The organism is Butyrivibrio sp. Su6 (assembly GCF_900108105.1).
Classification (GTDB): Bacteria; Bacillota; Clostridia; order Lachnospirales; family Lachnospiraceae; genus Butyrivibrio.
The window spans coordinates 55,274-71,856 of record NZ_FNUR01000003.1; the positions used below are offsets into that span (position 1 = coordinate 55,274).

The window sequence follows — 16,583 nt, forward strand, 5'->3', positions numbered from 1 at the left end:
AATGCTTTCGCATCAAAAACCCTTAACTGCTCCCAAAATGGGCCTTTTTCTTTCGCCTCGTAAGTGTTAATGTCATTCCCGCAAGGGATATCAATACGAGTCCAAATCCCGCCATTTCAACCGTTCTTTCACCTATACCCCCTGTTTCTGGCAAGGTAGTCGGAACAAGCTCATTACGCTTATTGGTAAACTCTAAAGTTCCTGAATTGATACCGGTCTTACATTCATCAGTATATTCCGCTGTGTAATACACATTGTTTACTTCCGAAACGTAATAGAGCCATAAGTATCTGTCGATTATATTTCCGTCATCATCATATACGTAATAATATCTTTCCAGATTATCAATTGTCGTTGTCCACTTGCCTGACTTGGTAAGAGTCAGGGTCATGAAACTCTTTTCATCAATGGATACTGCTGATTCATTCTCGTCAGAAGATGAAGCAGTAGTCGGTGATTCGATTTCAACATTAACGGAATAATTCACATTCCAATTATCTTTTATCAATACAGTTGTATCCTGATGAATAGTAAACGTGTATGAAAGAGTTGTCCCATCACTTGGAATAGTACTCAGATCAATTTCTGAATCATTCACTTTCACATACAGCGGACTCACAAAGTTATGATAATAATCATACGAAGCGGTAAAGCTAACCGTAACTTTAGAGCCATCCTTTACGGAAGGATATCCTTTATACTCCGTAACATTATTTCCTGCGCTACGATGATCAACATTAAGTGTCCAATAGTTCTCGCTTATTTCAGAAGTTTCAGCTCCTGTCCTACGCCCTAACTTTACAGTAATACTATCAGGCATGGTCTCATCTTCATTTTCCCAATACTTATTTATAGTGATTGACGTAGTAGTCTTGGTATTAGTAAAGTTATAATCTGTTCCCTGGCTTATAGCTACTATTTCGTTTCCGCCAGTGTACTCATTTCCTGAAGGCAGGTTCATTGAATAAGTCGTAGTATCTGCAGATGGCATATAGAAGTAAAGTGGAGTACTCTTTAAAAGATATCCTTTAGGTGCCTTAGTCTCTACCAGCTTGTAAGCCTGATTGTAGGTAAGGTGCTGTAAAGCTACCAGACCATCTTCCCCAGATATATATTCAGAAGCTGCATTATTTGCTGAATCTTTCCATGTCGCTGATGAGGAATCATATATGATTCTCTGCCACGAAGATCCTGTCCATTTATAGAGGGCAAATTCTGCTCCACCTAAGACAATTGCATTGTTTTCATTGTCAACCTTATAGATGTTTATTCCATGAACATCGGCTTTTGCTCCAGCCTCTTCCAATATGATAGTTTTTTCGGAATCAGACGAGCCTTTGTCTTCCGCAATGCCTTTTAAAGTAGCCTTATTACTTGCTAAAATCGACACCTGACCGGAACTATCACTATTGAAGGTATACCTGTACACTATTCGCAGATGCTTTTTATCAGGAATCTTGAATTCAATAGTGTTATAAAGATAATATCCATCGTCCTGCCCTGAATTATCCCAATAAGAAGCCTTTGTCTCATAACTTCCCACAGAATAGGAATACTCATCAGTAGAAAGCTCCGACAATGTTTCATTTCCTGCGGAATCAGTTATAACTTCATATACTTTTATATGTCCCGCAACAAGCGTTGCTCCAAATGAAGACTGTGACTTGGCCCGCAATGTATCAGTGAGTGTAAGCTCGTCGCTGCCTTCCAACAGGTCAGCGGCATTTTCATTAACCTCCAGTGTGTACTCAATTGTATCTTTTGCATCAAGTAAGTTACTGTTTGATGTTTTTTCCAGAGCAGTCTCTGTCTTGGTAATGTTCTGAGTCTGTGAATCGCCTCCCAGTTCATTTCCACCTTCATTTTTCAAGGATACGCTGTTTGTAAATGTCCTTATGCCATTTGTCGCACTTGTCCAGTCAGGATCATCGATTTTTGCTCTTACTCTGAGGTAAAGCGTTTTCCCTTGCAGATTAGAAGGGCTAAATGTAACTTTGACATTTTGACCATCTATGCTCTCATAGAAAGAAGTATTTAAATACGTTGCACTTCCACCTGAAAAAGCTACTGCACCGTTGAAGCTGTCATTATCTGCTATCTCAAGTCCGTAATAGTCAGTTTCCTTATATGTATAACTGTCTATAAGGCTCACTCCGTCAGGCAATGTATCTGTTGCCGTAAGAGTTTCATAATTGCAAATCTCAGGAATATTTATCTTAATACGCCAGGTAAGTATTCCGGATTCCAAAAGATCTTCAGAGTAATAATCATAAGCTGAATCAGAATGCGTACCTTTTCCATCGTATTTGGCAATTATCGGTTCATAGTTTTGTGTATCTGTAGAAGAATAGCTTTGACTTCTCACATATGCATAATTCTGAAAGGATGTAGTATTATTACCCTCTCCTATGTAGCCTGTTGTATTGTATGTAAATTCCAGATCAGTTGTAAGGTCTGAATAGAACCTGATCACAAAGCCCTTATATCCTGATACTCCTCCAACAGTTACTTCTTCGCCATTCTTCACAGATATGTTTCCGCTATATCCAGCCTGTCTTATAGCAGCTTCAAGGTCTGACAGCTGAGACTCTGATAGATACTCATTACTATCCTGAATAGCATCCGTAAATGACCAGTACTCAGAATTGTTATTTCCTTCATTACATTTTATTGGAGCATGTATTGTAACATTCCATTTAACAAGTACTGTGGATGCATCATCAGTAGCATTATCTATGCCGTCAGCTTTTTTCTCTACTACCTTTGTATTGTCACCTGTATATACACTTGCTGTCTTGTCATCTCCATAGGTTTTACCATTCAATTCCCTGGTGATACTCGCTTCATTGACAAGACTCCCCCATTTGAGGTCAAAAACAGTGTAGGTATAAGTATAAGTAAATTCATATGTACTATAATCATCCGATGTAAACTTATATCCATTTTCATCAAGACTGATCTCTTGGCCAACTTTTAAAGAGGCCGTTTTACCACTTGGCGTTGAAACACTGGAAACCTTTATTTTTCCAACGTAAGGTGTTGAGACATCTTCCCAACCATTTTCAGCCAATGTATGAACAAAGTCTTTTAGTGTATAACCATTTAAGTTATTACCCAGCGAATTAAGTTTGATAGTCCAGGTAACAGTCTTATTGGCTGTATCTGCTGTTCCATACTTATCGATATTTGGAACATTACCATTAATATCAGTTTCTACCGTATATGACCTGTTCTTTTCCTCATCAAATACAGCCTTTACAGAGTTATTTACTTTAACAGGCGTATCGGTTCCCGCTACAGAATCTGGCACATTAAATGTATATGTGATTGTATAGCTCTCACCTTTACCAAGATCAGGGAGACTGATTGTGGCTGTTCCATCAGTTCCAACACTTACCGCATTTCCGGAAGCTATATTAGTGCCATCACTCTTTGTTATCTTAATCTTCTTCAGCTGGTTTTTCAGATTGATATCACTCGTCAATCCGGAATTCAGATTCTTATCAGTCAAACTATTGTTATATACAGTCAGGACATCCGTAAGAGTAATGCCTGAGGTACCTGTTCCATTATTGGATGAGATAACAATTGTATAATCTATAGTTTTATTTGTTTCATCATAACTTGAAGCTTTTTTCTCAAGTGTCAGGTCATAGCTATCGCCTTTTACAATATAGATGTATATTTTTAAGTCATCATCAAAAACATACTCTTTATATGTCTTTTCACTATCACTATTGGCATTTGCCATTTCGACAAAATAAAAATCGCCTTCGATTTCCTGCGTACTGTTCTTGGCAGCAAATTCAGGATAATAGGTGATAGTCACAAGGCCGCTTTTTTCAACCGAAAATGTACCAACAGCTTCATTTTCTGAGTTATAAACCATACCTGATATTGCTTCATAAACTTCTATCCCATGTTCAGCAAGATCATAAGTAATTGTTGGATTTTCTGCACTTACTGTATTCTTGGCAAGAGTATACTCAATAGTAAAATACAGCTTGTCACCTGCAGTTACTTCTGCACCGCTGCTTATGGGTGTTCCGCCGCTGTATGTTTTTGAACTTCCACTGCCTTTTTCATCAGGATTTTTAACTAAAGTAACACCAGTGATAGTCATTCCCGCTACTGTTGTGTATACAGTTGCTGATCCAGATGTACTGTCAGCTGCATATGCTGTAAGTGAAAAGAGGTCAAAAAAACTATCTATTCTCCCTATAAGAGAAGTAGCTTCATCGCTATTTTCTTCTTCACTCTCTCCGGCTTCACTAATTATTTCTTCTTTTACTTCGTCACTATACTGGATTATAAGCTGATTATCTTCAGTGACCTCATAGCTTCCCTTACCATCATCAAGTTCTGCAGTATCCGTCTCTGCTGTTCCAAACTCTTCAGGAATCTCAAGGTGGATATCATCACTAACAACCGCCTCTTTTGGCAGAACATAATTAAAGGTTATTCTAAGCTTATCAGCAGGCTTTATATCATCCTTGTCAATAACTTCCCATTCACCATCGGCATTTTTACGCTCAATGATCGTCTCTGTGACGTATTCCAAAAGATCTACAGACTCAGGAATATCTAATGCTGCCTTCCCTGAAGAAAGGCTAGTTGACTTTTCAGCATCCAAAGAGCTTCCGGAAGAAGCCATACCTGATGCCTCACTTGCAGAATCCTTCACTGTAGATGCTGATGAAGCACTTGAAGATATGCCTGATTCATCCTCTGATGATGCTGCATTTGAAGCCTCGCTGCTCGTTGCAGCTGCAGCACCAGCTTCCGGAGAGTTTTCCTCTTCCTGAATCTCATTGCCGTTTTCAGAAACTGTTTCAGGGGTAGCATTACCAGACTCTTCATTAGAAGTCTCTTCTGCAGTGCCCTCTTCATTCTCTAATGATACGGAACCCTCCCCGCTCTCCTCATCTTCTTTTTGCATCTGCTCTATAAGCCCCTGCTCAAACTCATTATCAGCAGTTTCCATAACAAGTCCAACCTGCCCTGCACCTTCTTCAGTCATTGCAGTAGCAGGCTTATTAAGGCCATAAAGCGTAGCCGTTCCTGTAAAAAGAGAAAGACAAAGAACAAAGGCTAACCACTTTTTTCGGTTCTTGTGATTTCTTATGTACTTTTCTGCGCGATTTTCAGTCTCCCCTCGCATTCTTTTACCTCAATCGAAGTCAATTGAAAGTTACCGTTATCAAAGTCCTCCAAATACATTAAATGGATAGACCCTAAATATCACTTTCCCAATAAGCTGCTCTTTAGTAACGCATCCCACCACGCTACTTCTTGAATCTATCGATGCACTTCTGTGATCCCCTAACACAAAATACCTGTTTTCAGGCACCTGATACGGAAATGAAATATCTGTTGGTTCAAGACTTTTGTCAGTAATATAACCTTCGTCAAGAACCTCCCCGTTAACAGAAACATTTCCGTCGCTGTCAATATTTATCCAGTCTCCAGGTGACCCGATTACTCTTTTTACCAGGACTTTGTTGTTATAATAAAATGCTATAAGTTCTCCCGGTTCAAAGCCCGAACTGTTCTGGGCTATAACTATCTGGCCTGTATCAAGAGTCGGAGTCATTGAATCACCGTTTATCTTAAGAACGGTGATAAAAAAGCTGGAAATAAGTACAGCCAAGGCAGCAACAACAACGACTACAAAAAGCGTATTCCTAAGTACTGTACGATATTCCTTTTTACTGTTTTCCCTCTTAAGTTCCTTCTTTAATTCCTCTATAGAGGGTTTATAATCCTTTACTTCACTCATCAGCTTTCTCTAATTAACACGCCTTTTCCTCTTTTTCTGTAACTTCTCTAAGAGGTCCGTATTTCTTTTCTGCCTGTTTTTCCATAAGTTTTATCTTCTTACGGGATTCTTCAATTTCCTGCATAAGCTGCTGATATTCAGCACTTGCATTCTTTTTAAGGGTTTCCACATACAGATCAGCCGACTTCTGGGCTGCTTCCATGATGCCTCCAAGCTGGATGGATGCTTCAGCAAGAGACTGTGAATTGTCTATCTTCATAAGAGCATCATCAACCTGCTTTTGAAGTTCTGCTTTCTCTCTGGTGAGTCTGTTCTTTAGACCTGCCATATCTTTTTCGAACTTCTCCTGCATCTGAGCCTTCTGTTCACCAAACTTAGCTCTCATCTGAGCTTTTTCTTCTTCAAAATTATTGAGCATTTTAGCTCTCTCTTCAGCAAAATCACGCTGAAGCTGCAGTTTCTCTTTATCTAATTCTTCCTTATATTCCTGCTCATGCTTTTTGGCGGCTTCCGCCTCCTCAGAGTAGGTGATCATCATCTCCAAAAGATCTGCTCTGGAGAGTTTCTTTAAATTTATATCTGACATACTTCTCCTTATTCAGGGTAAAAAAATAAGGTATGTTGCGACTTCACCGTGTCGCAAAATACCTTTTCAAAATTTATGACAAGGCAGTTGCAATACTAAATGACCAGTCGCTGAAATTACTTCCATGTACACCCTGATGCCACCTGCATCCAGGGGTTCTTCCCTGAACTTATATGTACCGTAATTACTGCAAATAAATAGACCGTCTGTTTTACACAGTCCGGTCACCATTAGTGCTTAAAATATGCACCAGCAACTGGCTGTCTGTCACATACCTATGTGATTTAGACCCTTTAGCTTTGCGTCACCACTTTTCAGCGGTTTTGCCCTTGTATCATACTTAACAAAAATTCTGTTTTTTAAGTACCAAACTATGATGTCTGAATCCCTTGTAATGTTGAATATACAACATAGCACACATTTTTACAACAGTTTTTTCATACATTTTTCACAGTTTCCATTTAAAAAGAGCTGGAAACCGCTCCAGCTCTATGAAACAAAATTTTATATTTTTTTTAGATTTTTCTCGTTTCCTTCTTAATAGTTTCCATGAAATATTAACGTTTTAACGATTTTAGTATCTGCAGCATCTCATCAGATGTGGTTATTACCTTACTATTTGCCTGGAAACCACGCTGAGTTGTGATCATATCCGTAAACTCTTTTGCTAGGTCAACATTACTGCCTTCCAAAACTCCCGATGACATATAGCCGCCATCACTTGTAATATCCATATACATAGGAACACCCGAGTTAAGTGAAGCTGCATAAAGATTATCACCAACCTTCTCAAGGCCCATGGCATTATTAAACTCTGCTACAACTATCTGAGCTTTTTTTACAGTCTGTCCGTTTGAGTATCTTCCAAATACAGATCCATCAGTACCAAAAGAGATTCCTACAAGCTCACCTTCCGGATATCCCATATTCTGTCCCTCTTTATCACCTTTATAGCCATAGATTGAAGATGAATGTGACCAAGCATCACCTGCATAGTTGGATGTACTTGAAAAATCAATATTCAAAGGTCCCACAACTGATGCGTCACCTGTAATTGTAAAATTGACTGACTCTGTAGGCAGACCATTTATAAAAAGAAGTTTTCCGGAATGAGCATCATATTCAAGCTCAATTTCAGTTGCTGTATCAAAAGCAACTTTTTTGGAGTTTTCATCAAGCACAGAAGACAAGGTAAGTTTGAAGGTTTCATCGTCGTTCTCATCACTTGTCAGGTTAAATTTTAAAGTATAGACCTTTCCATCACTTCCATAGGTCTCTATTGTAAGAGTCTTTCCGTTTTCCAGATTGGGATCATCGCTGTCAATGTTACCTTTAAAATAAGCAGCTGTAGTTGCTGCACCAGGCATAGCGTCAACCTGGTAAGTTACCTGATTGCCCTGTGCATCATAGCTTATTCGCTCAGTATTTCTGTTTATGACCTTGATGTTAGTAAGAGTTGGATTATCACCAATTGTTACATCCCCCATGACGCCCATAACATAGTAACCGCTGTTCTGAGTTACAAGGTCACCGTTCGCATCAATAGTAAAAGATCCATCTCTTGAAAAATTCACTTCCGCATCAGAAATATCCGGATCTATGCAAAAAAACGAATCTCCTGTAATCATAAGATCCAATACATTATCTGTCAGAACAGCTGAACCCTGCTTTGTGATATTAGTTAGGATAGAGCTCATCTTGGCTCCAAAACCAACCTGGGCAGCATTAGTTGTCGCTATGTTGTCGCCCGCTCCGGTTCCGGGTTTTATTGTCTGATAAAGAACATCCGAAAAACCTGTAGCCTGTGATTTATATGAAGTTGAGTTAACATTGGCAATATTGTTACCAATGACATCCATTTCTAACTGGTGGGTTTTAAGTCCGGCAACACCAGACCACATAGATCTCATCATAGAACACGCACCTCCATTGGAAGCTTTGTACATTGTTTAAATGATTTTCCACTTTCTTAAACATCCGTGTTCTACCAGAAAAGAGGCTTTCCTTGCCAAAAGAAAATCAAAATATTATTTGTCATGTCATATATCGGAGAATGATTAAAAAATATTTAGTCTTTTTGAAATTTTTTAAACAAAAATTAAAGTAATTACAATTTTCTTTTGCACCATCTAATAAGTAATGTATAATAGTCGGTAACAGTAAATCGCTCTATAGTTTGCTGATTAAAAAGGCATGGAGATTACAAGATGGACTATAAATCAAATGGCAGAGATGCTTTAAAAGAAGAAATCAAGGATATCGTAGACCTGATTCTTTCTGACTATGATAAGGCCAGAGACATTGATCAGATGGATGTCTACAACCAGCCTGACAGAGACGCGGTAAAAGATATTGTGATAAAACTCATCAGAATTCTTTACCCGGGCTATTACAGAGACAAGGTCTATAAAAGTTACAACGACAATAACAGGATCGCAGTTGTGCTTGAGGACGTTATCTACAACATGCAAAAGCAGATAGCCATCGCTTTTCATCACAGTCCTGACTATAAAAATGCATCCGATGAAACGCTGGACTGCGCTGCAAGATGCATCACTCATGAATTCTTTAAGCAGATTCCAAAGATTCGTGAATATCTGGACACAGACCTTCAGGCCTGCTATGACGGAGACCCTGCTGCCTACAGTAAGGGAGAGATAATCCTTTCATACCCGGGGCTTACTGCTACAACAATCAACAGGATTGCCCACGAGCTCTACGTGCTCAAGGTGCCGCTTATTCCCAGAATGATGACTGAATATGCCCATTCAAAAACAGGTATAGACATTCATCCCGGTGCAACCATCGGCAAATACTTCATGATAGATCACGGAACCGGTATTGTTATCGGCGAAACCTCCATAATCGGAGAACATGTTAAGATCTACCAGGGCGTAACTATCGGCGGTCTTTCAACTCGCGGCGGTCAGGCCCTTAAGGGAGTAAAAAGACATCCCACAATCGAGAACAATGTCACCATTTATTCAGGTGCTTCTATACTTGGCGGAGAAACAGTTATCGGTGCAGACACTGTAATCGGTGCCAACGCATTCATCACATCTTCTGTTCCATCGGGAAGCCGCATCAGTATGAAGAATCCTTGCGACTGCGTCGATAAGAAATAATTTAGATAACTTTTTTCACTCTGATATCTTTCGTTGCAATGTATAGGTCAAATAAAAAGAGCTTTAACTTGAAAGTTAAAGCTCTTTTTTATATTAGTTTGAACTTGCTTCTGAGGCTGCTTCTGCTTCAGATGTTTCAGCAGATGCCTCCTCTGATGATGCTTCTGATGACTCGTTTGCTGCCTCTTCAGAAGTTTCTACTGATGAAGCATCAACGGATGTCTCTACTGATGCACCTTCTGTAGCTTCAACTGATGTTCCGCGCTTGTTCCAGATAACTGCTCCTGCGATGCCTAGGGCTAATGCAACAACTACAATAAGACAAACAATCTTAGCAATTTTCTTTCTCTTTTTCTGTTTTGCAAGGCGCTCTTTTCTGCCTGCTTTTTCCTTCTTATAAGCGTCTATTTTTTCCTGACTCATACCCTTTTCCCTCTTTCCTTACATAGCTTTATAACGTAAAACTCATACGCTAATGCAGGTCTGTCATCATTAGCGTCAGTTGGTATTATATCACAATCAATAGATTTTGGGCGCTACGTTTTATCACAAGCTTCTATAGCTCATGAATTGCATTTTAGTCTGCTCAGTTTATAAACTCACAGCTTGAAAACATGTTGGTGACAGCAGCTTTGTATTCACCTTTGCTGCGGGATTTCCTGATGGTCTTAAGCTGTTTATCACAGTCTTTGAAATGAACATGGAGAAATGCCCAGTGCTCAAGCATCTTAAAAATTACATTCTGATCTTCCGGAATGTACTCTTCGTATGCATCATAGAGTCTGTCTAAATAGGTTCTAAGCTCTTCCGCCTTCAAAGCTTCTCCGCCCTCTATCTCTCTTGCAAGCGCGGGATCAAAGATAAGTCCTCGCCCGATCATAAACCTGTCAATACCGGAAACTTTGCTGTTTATCATATTAAAGCTTTCAACAGAAGTAATATCTCCGTTATAAACAATAGGAGCCTTTCCGCCATTTTCCCTGTAAACTTTGACCGCATCGCAGAAAGCATCCAGCCTTATAGCACCTTTGTAGTAATCATCCCTGACTCTTGAGTGGATAGTAAGTTCACTGGCAGGGTATTTGGCTAAAACCTCCATAATACCTGCAGTCTCACTTTCATCGTGCATCCCGAGTCTTGTCTTTAGAGAAAATTCAATTCCAGAATTTTCTTTTTCTAAAGTATCAAAAATCTCATACAACATTGCATCAAGTTTAGCAGTGTCTTCCAAGAGGCCTGAGCCCTTGTGCCTGTTTACTACTGTCGCAACCGGGCAGCCCATGTTCAGATTAGCCTCTTTGTATCCAAGGTCATACATCTTTTTGGCCGCCCAGACTATCTGCTCTGCCTTATTTCCCATGATCTGCGGAACAACCTCACTTTTATAATCATCAAAAGATGTACAAAACTCAGGAAGTATATCTCTTTGTTCTCTCTTTTTAAACTTATAAGTCCGCGCCGTCGACACAAATGGAGTGTAGTACTTGTCAACGCACTCTCCAAACATTTCCTTATGTATATTTCGCAACGGATAAAGGGTGATTCCTTCCATTGGCGCAAAATATATTTTCATCCAAAACCTCTTTGCCACATAAATTAAATAAAAGGATTATAGAATCTGCTTCCATCATAGAAAGTTATCACCATTGCAGCGATAAAAAAGCAGATGATAAAGGCAAGTGCAAGATAATCTCCCGTCTGAAGGGTTCTCTTCGAGTACCAGCTGCGCTGTTTTTTCTTGCCAAAGCCTCTAAGCTCCATGGCATTGCTGACAACATCGATCCTCTCCATTGTGGTAAAAAGAAGTGGGAAGATAATTGCTGAAGTGTTCTTTATCCTTGACATCAGTCTTCCCTTGGAACTCATCTCTATTCCCCTTGCTTCCTGCGCATTTTTGATCTTGTGGTATTCATCCTGCACATCCGGAATATATCTGAGTGCTATCTCTATTGAATAAGCGATCATGTAAGGCACTCCGATACTGTTCATAGAAGCTGCAAGCTCACTTGGATCAGTCGTTACAAGAAAAATAAATATGGAAGGGATTACTGTAAAATACTTGATAAGCACGTTAAATTCGTAAAACAGCTGCTCTTTTGTAAGGGTGTAACCTGCAAAAAGATGACATATATCTGTTCTGCTGCCGTATATTTTGCAGCCTTCATAAGGTGAAAAGAAAAATATCCACACAAGGTTTATCACCATAAAAAACATTATAGCTAAAAATACGCTGCTTACCTGCTTCCATTTCGTTCCTGAAACAATATAGAGCAAGGCTCCAATTACTATCATTGCAAGAAGTATTCTTGTGTCAAAAGTAAGCGCACTTGCCGTACACCATAAGAGGAAAAAGACAAGCTTTGTAAATCCGCTTAATCTGTGTATTGGCGTATTCTTTTTTTCATAAGAAATCATTCTGCTCATAAAAATATATCCAATCAAATAAGCTCAAAGGATCATGCTTTCTCGCTCAGGCATGTTTCCTTCTTTACGCGTTCAGACTCAATAAATCTTGCAACAAATTCATCTGCTTCAGCTATGTCGCATTTTTTTGCAAGATCATAAAGAGACGTTCTTTTAAGATATGCTCTATTACATATCTCATCATTTGTAAGTACTTCTTCCGGCTTGGCATCCATTATAAGCTTGCCATCTGTAAGCACTAGAGTTCTGTCAGTGTATTCAAGCATCAAATGCATATCATGAGTTATCATCATGATCGTAATTGACAATTTCTTTCTTATATCACACAAAAACTCCATGATTTCAGTGTAGTGCTGATAATCCTGACCTGCTGTAGGTTCATCCAGGATCAAAAGATCCGGATCAAGCACTAATATAGAGGCAATTGAAACTCTCTTTTTCTGTCCATAAGAAAGCGCTGATACTGGCCAATTTCTGAATGGGTAGAGACCGCATATCTTAAGAATCTCATTGACTCTTTGTTTTACCACATTTTCAGGAACTCCCCTGACTACAAGCCCCAAAGCTACTTCATCATATATCATAGGCTTGGATATCATCTGATTAGGGCTCTGCATTACATATCCAATCTTCTCGCCGCGCTCCTTAATTGATTTTTTCTTAAGGTCATCGCCGCAGAAGCTGATCTTACCTGCATCCGGTTCATAAAAGCCGCAGATAAGCGAAGCAAGAGTTGACTTACCCGCTCCATTTTTACCCACAAGTGATATCATTTCACCGCGTTTTATATCAAAGCTAACATCCTTAATGATCTGTCTGGAACCATCATATCTGAATTCAAGTCCACTGACAGACAAAAGAGTGTCAGCTGTACTCTTCTGTCTTGAAAGGCTTGTATTGGTAAACCACTCTTTTACCTGCGCCTTATAATTCTCAACATCCATTGTCTCTATATGCTGAGGCTTTGAGGATGGTGATAACTTAACACCTGCTGCCTTTAGAGCAGCAACATACAAAGGCTCTCTGATTCCGTGCTCAGGCAAAAGATCTGTACAGAGCATTTCATCCGGAGTCATATCCGCAACGATCTGTCCATCTTCCATAAGCACGATTCTGTCGATATCCTTATAAAGAACATCTTCAAGCCTGTGTTCAATTATTACAACTGTTAAATCTTCCTGTTTTAAAAGCTCATCAATAAGAGCGATAGTTCTTTTGCCTGTTGCAGGATCTAAGTTTGCAAGAGGCTCATCAAACAAAAGCACTTTGACATCAAGTGCCATTACTCCGCCAAGAGAAACTCTCTGTTTCTGTCCACCTGAAAGAGCTCCCGGTGCATTGGAAAGAAAATCTGTAAGTTCAAGTTTTTCTGCCACATCTGAGACTTTCTCGAACATCTCCTCCTGTGGCATATTGTCATTTTCAAGGGCAAATGCTATGTCCTCTGCTACTGTCAGGGCTATAAACTGGCCATCTGTATCCTGAAGGACAGTTCCAACAGTTTGTGACATGCCAAAAACTCCGAGTTTAGAAGGTTCTTTTCCGTCTACTCGGAGAGTTCCGCTCATGTCCCCCGCAAAAGAGCAGGGGATAAGAGCGTTAAGGCAATGTGCCAGTGTTGACTTTCCTGACCCGGACTGGCCCGCTATAAGGACCTTCTGTCCGGGATAAATTTTAAGATTAATATTTTTAAGTGTGGGCTGTGTCTGCGCACGGTACTTAAAAGAAACATCCGAAAATTCAATAATTGGGGATGCGGTATTCAAAAATTAATCCTCCATCTTCAAATCAGAAGATTTTCCAGAAATTCTAGAATAAACTGAAAGAAGAATTGTGCCAAGAATTCCTATTATAACTACATTACCAAGAAAAGCAAATGCACCCTGTGCAAATACTTTATTAGCTGGTTCTGAATATACTAAAATATCAAGAACCGGTGCAACTACGATCCAGGCAACAGCATTAGCTACAACCTGAGTTACATTAAAGAATATAATATTCTTTGTTGTATTAAAGCCACCCTCTTTTACAGCAAACTTCTTGGCAAAAAGACCTACTGCTATGCCAACAACTGCTTCTGGGAATACCCAGCTCCACCATACTGAGCCATAGAAAATAGCATCACCAAGAGCATGTCCAAAGAAGCCGATAACGCCGCCAACAATTGGTCCGAAAACAGCTGCAAAGAAGGCCATGATAGCCATACGTGGCTGAAGATATGTATTAGGAACAATAACAATCGGAATCTGAACATTTGTAAGGACAACAAACAGAGCAGTTCCAATACCCATAGCTACAACTTCTTTAATCCCAAACTTTTTTTCCATCACCTTTTCCTCCATCTGGTTAGATTTACCAGCTCATTTTAATACTTCTGCACCAATTCCTCAACAGTGACTATTATCAAATCTTATTTTCTTAATTATTTACACATTTTTAAGCATAAATTTGTCCGTTTTATAGTATGATGAGTATAGTGAAAGGGGTGCTAAGATGCACGAATCTACCAATATAAGCTATGGTTCAGGAAATGTAACTATCATAGCCAATTCCGACAGTCTTACAGAAGTTGCAGCTCCTATAATAAGGGCTGGAGACTACAACGAGCTTGTAACTTCATGTCTGACCAAGAAAGAAATGAATGAGGTTTTCGAAGGAGCATCTGCTGAAATTGTGTTTAATTATGTAATGCGAGATGATGCCCCATCAGAAGCTATTAAGGAACAGTTTTATGAAGTCATTGATGGTGACAGAACCCTTAGCAGCTACAATGAGGGCTTTTACATGGATGTTTCTGTTCAGAAATCCATTGGTTCAGAGCCTGAAAGTGACATCTATACTCTTAATAATGAAATCGAACTCCAAATAGAAATACCTCTTTTCCTGAAAAAAGACGGCAGGCGTTATATATGCATTGCCAACAATATGGGCGTTTGTAAAGTTCTCGACGATGTAGATGTAGACGCTGACACCTTTTCTATTTCAAGCGACTGTACAGGAAACTACATGCTTTTGTACAAAGACTCTTCGTTTTCTGCTGTAGAGAAGCAATTTTCCCACAAACCCGCCCAATACCTTTTCATCATCGGAATCATAGCTCTTTTGGGACTATGGTTCATCCTGGATAAAATACATAGCCAAAAATAATAAGCTCCCCGCAAAGAGGAGCTTATTTTTTGCTTATTCATAATGAAGAGCTTATTTTTTGCTTATTCAGAGCGCAAAAAAAGGACCGCATAACTATGCGGTCCTGAAATGATTGCTTATGAATAAGCAATGCTAATATCCGAAGTAATAGTAATATAAATCTCTTTTGTCAAATCTGAGGAGCAAGGATATCTACGTGATATCCTGCTTCATCATATGAAGCCTGGATCATGATATCATATCCATAGTCATTTCTGAATCTGAAATCTTTTCTGGACTTGTACGCTATGGCTGCGTCATCTCCGGGAGCGTAATAGTCAACCGGCTGTGTATGATTATGTCTTTCAATGATCTTGCATCCTGCGTTAGCCGCTGCATGGTAAAGAGCACTGCTTATCTTGCACACCCCTCCGCCATAATCATATCCACCAACAACATGGGCTATGACATATCCTCTCTCTGGCGGTGTTCCCTGACCGATAGTTGTTGCATATGAGAAAGTTTCACCTGCCTTAACCACATATCCGTTGATATATCCACACGCCACCTGAGCATTTGTATTATTGGCATTCTCCTCAGCAGGATATAAAACAATGTCTTCATGTCCGATGCTTACCCATGTTGTATTTGCAGCGACTGCAGTGTTTGGATCTGATGCTGCTGCCGGTGATGCGGGTGTTGTCGCTGCGGATGCCGCTGTCTGTTCTGATGCTGTCGCTGCTGCCGGATCCTGCGCTACCTGTTCTGACGCTGTAGCTGCAACTGCTGCCTGATTCTGCACTACCTGTTCTGACGCTGTAGCTGCAACTGCTGCCTGATTCTGCACTACCTGTTCTGACGCTGTAGCTGCAACTGCTGCCTGATTCGCATCCGCGGCAGGCGCTTCTATTGTCGCCGTAATGCCCTCTATTTCATTTTGTGCAAAGGCATTTTCCATAACCACTGTAACGCCTTCTGAATTTTCGTTTGATCCTACGCCTTTAAAAATCACTGCACAAAACACTGGTAAAGCTATTAATAACGCTATTCTATTACTTTTCATAATCTCCCTCAAACCTATCAAACATTTATGCTCAAAAGTAAATATCTTTTCACTAAGCAGTTTTCTTAATTACTAAACACATTTCTTAATTACTAAACTATTTCTTTATTACTAAACTATTTCTTAATTACTAAGCTATTTCTTAATTACTAAGCTATTTCTTAATTACTAAGCAATCATTTTATCCCTAAGCAATTGTCTTGAAATGTGCATAAAAATGGCGATGCTCACGCACCGCTATCGATAAATTGCAACTGGCTATCCTTGCGGACCCTATAGCTTTGCGACATTAGATTTCTCTAATTTTGCTAATCAATATATATTGCATAATTATTACTTTTTACAGCAGGATTTATTTTAACTGATAGGTATTGAAAAGTCCATGTTACAATTTGATATATTATGGATGATCTTGTGAAATATTATTATGAATTTTTTCTGATGATCATTGCTATTCTTCTACCTTTTTTTCACTATTTT

General features: G+C 39.4%; 12 protein-coding genes and 2 riboswitches. Of the genes, 2 read left to right on the forward strand and 10 right to left on the reverse strand.

All coding sequences use genetic code 11. From position 1 onward, the window contains the following. Positions 1–22: 22 nt before the first annotated feature. The 4 genes from C4S54_RS04465 to C4S54_RS04480 form a co-directional block, all read right to left on the reverse strand. On the reverse strand, positions 23–5,161 hold the full coding sequence (locus tag C4S54_RS04465) for a SpaA isopeptide-forming pilin-related protein (protein WP_103868466.1): 5,139 nt from the start codon (positions 5,159–5,161) through the stop codon (positions 23–25). 39 nt (positions 5,162–5,200) lie between these two features. Then, positions 5,201–5,779: a signal peptidase I gene (gene lepB, locus C4S54_RS04470; RefSeq protein WP_103868467.1), complete on the reverse strand. Its 579-nt coding sequence runs from the start codon at positions 5,777–5,779 to the stop codon at positions 5,201–5,203. 13 nt (positions 5,780–5,792) lie between these two features. Beyond that, complete coding sequence (locus C4S54_RS04475) at positions 5,793–6,365, reverse strand: hypothetical protein (protein ID WP_103868468.1); 573 nt, start codon at positions 6,363–6,365, stop codon at positions 5,793–5,795. A gap of 248 nt (positions 6,366–6,613) precedes the next feature. Beyond that, a riboswitch (cyclic di-GMP riboswitch) is annotated at positions 6,614–6,703 on the reverse strand. A 219-nt stretch (positions 6,704–6,922) separates the two neighbouring features. Then, on the reverse strand, positions 6,923–8,278 hold the full coding sequence (locus C4S54_RS04480) for a flagellar hook protein FlgE (protein WP_160110677.1): 1,356 nt from the start codon (positions 8,276–8,278) through the stop codon (positions 6,923–6,925). Between the two features lie 294 nt (positions 8,279–8,572). Between C4S54_RS04480 and epsC the strand changes: the two genes are divergently transcribed. Then, positions 8,573–9,490, forward strand: a complete 918-nt coding sequence (gene epsC / locus C4S54_RS04485) for a serine O-acetyltransferase EpsC (RefSeq protein WP_103868470.1) — start codon at positions 8,573–8,575, stop codon at positions 9,488–9,490. Between the two features lie 93 nt (positions 9,491–9,583). On the opposite strand, the gene C4S54_RS04490 is transcribed toward epsC, so the two are convergent. The 5 genes from C4S54_RS04490 to C4S54_RS04510 form a co-directional block, all read right to left on the reverse strand. Then, positions 9,584–9,913, reverse strand: a complete 330-nt coding sequence (locus tag C4S54_RS04490) for a hypothetical protein (RefSeq protein ID WP_103868471.1) — start codon at positions 9,911–9,913, stop codon at positions 9,584–9,586. A 163-nt stretch (positions 9,914–10,076) separates the two neighbouring features. Next, positions 10,077–11,063 (reverse strand): tRNA dihydrouridine synthase, encoded by a 987-nt coding sequence (locus C4S54_RS04495; protein WP_103868472.1) that lies wholly within the window; start codon positions 11,061–11,063, stop codon positions 10,077–10,079. A gap of 23 nt (positions 11,064–11,086) precedes the next feature. Then, a complete protein-coding gene (locus C4S54_RS04500) occupies positions 11,087–11,914 on the reverse strand; it encodes an energy-coupling factor transporter transmembrane component T family protein (protein ID WP_103868473.1) in 828 nt (275 codons plus the stop codon). Positions 11,915–11,946: 32 nt separating this feature from the next. Beyond that, positions 11,947–13,680, reverse strand: a complete 1,734-nt coding sequence (locus C4S54_RS04505; protein ID WP_103868474.1) for an ABC transporter ATP-binding protein — start codon at positions 13,678–13,680, stop codon at positions 11,947–11,949. Between the two features lie 3 nt (positions 13,681–13,683). Beyond that, entirely contained in the window at positions 13,684–14,241 is a 558-nt protein-coding gene (locus tag C4S54_RS04510) for an ECF-type riboflavin transporter substrate-binding protein (protein WP_103868475.1), read from the reverse strand. Positions 14,242–14,407: 166 nt separating this feature from the next. Here C4S54_RS04510 and C4S54_RS04515 point away from each other — a divergent pair, with 166 nt between their 5' ends. Further along, complete coding sequence (locus C4S54_RS04515) at positions 14,408–15,061, forward strand: hypothetical protein (protein WP_103868476.1); 654 nt, start codon at positions 14,408–14,410, stop codon at positions 15,059–15,061. A 169-nt stretch (positions 15,062–15,230) separates the two neighbouring features. On the opposite strand, the gene C4S54_RS04520 is transcribed toward C4S54_RS04515, so the two are convergent. After that, positions 15,231–16,103: a VanW family protein gene (locus C4S54_RS04520; RefSeq protein ID WP_103868477.1), complete on the reverse strand. Its 873-nt coding sequence runs from the start codon at positions 16,101–16,103 to the stop codon at positions 15,231–15,233. A gap of 246 nt (positions 16,104–16,349) precedes the next feature. Then, a riboswitch (cyclic di-GMP riboswitch) is annotated at positions 16,350–16,423 on the reverse strand. Positions 16,424–16,583 lie beyond the last annotated feature (160 nt).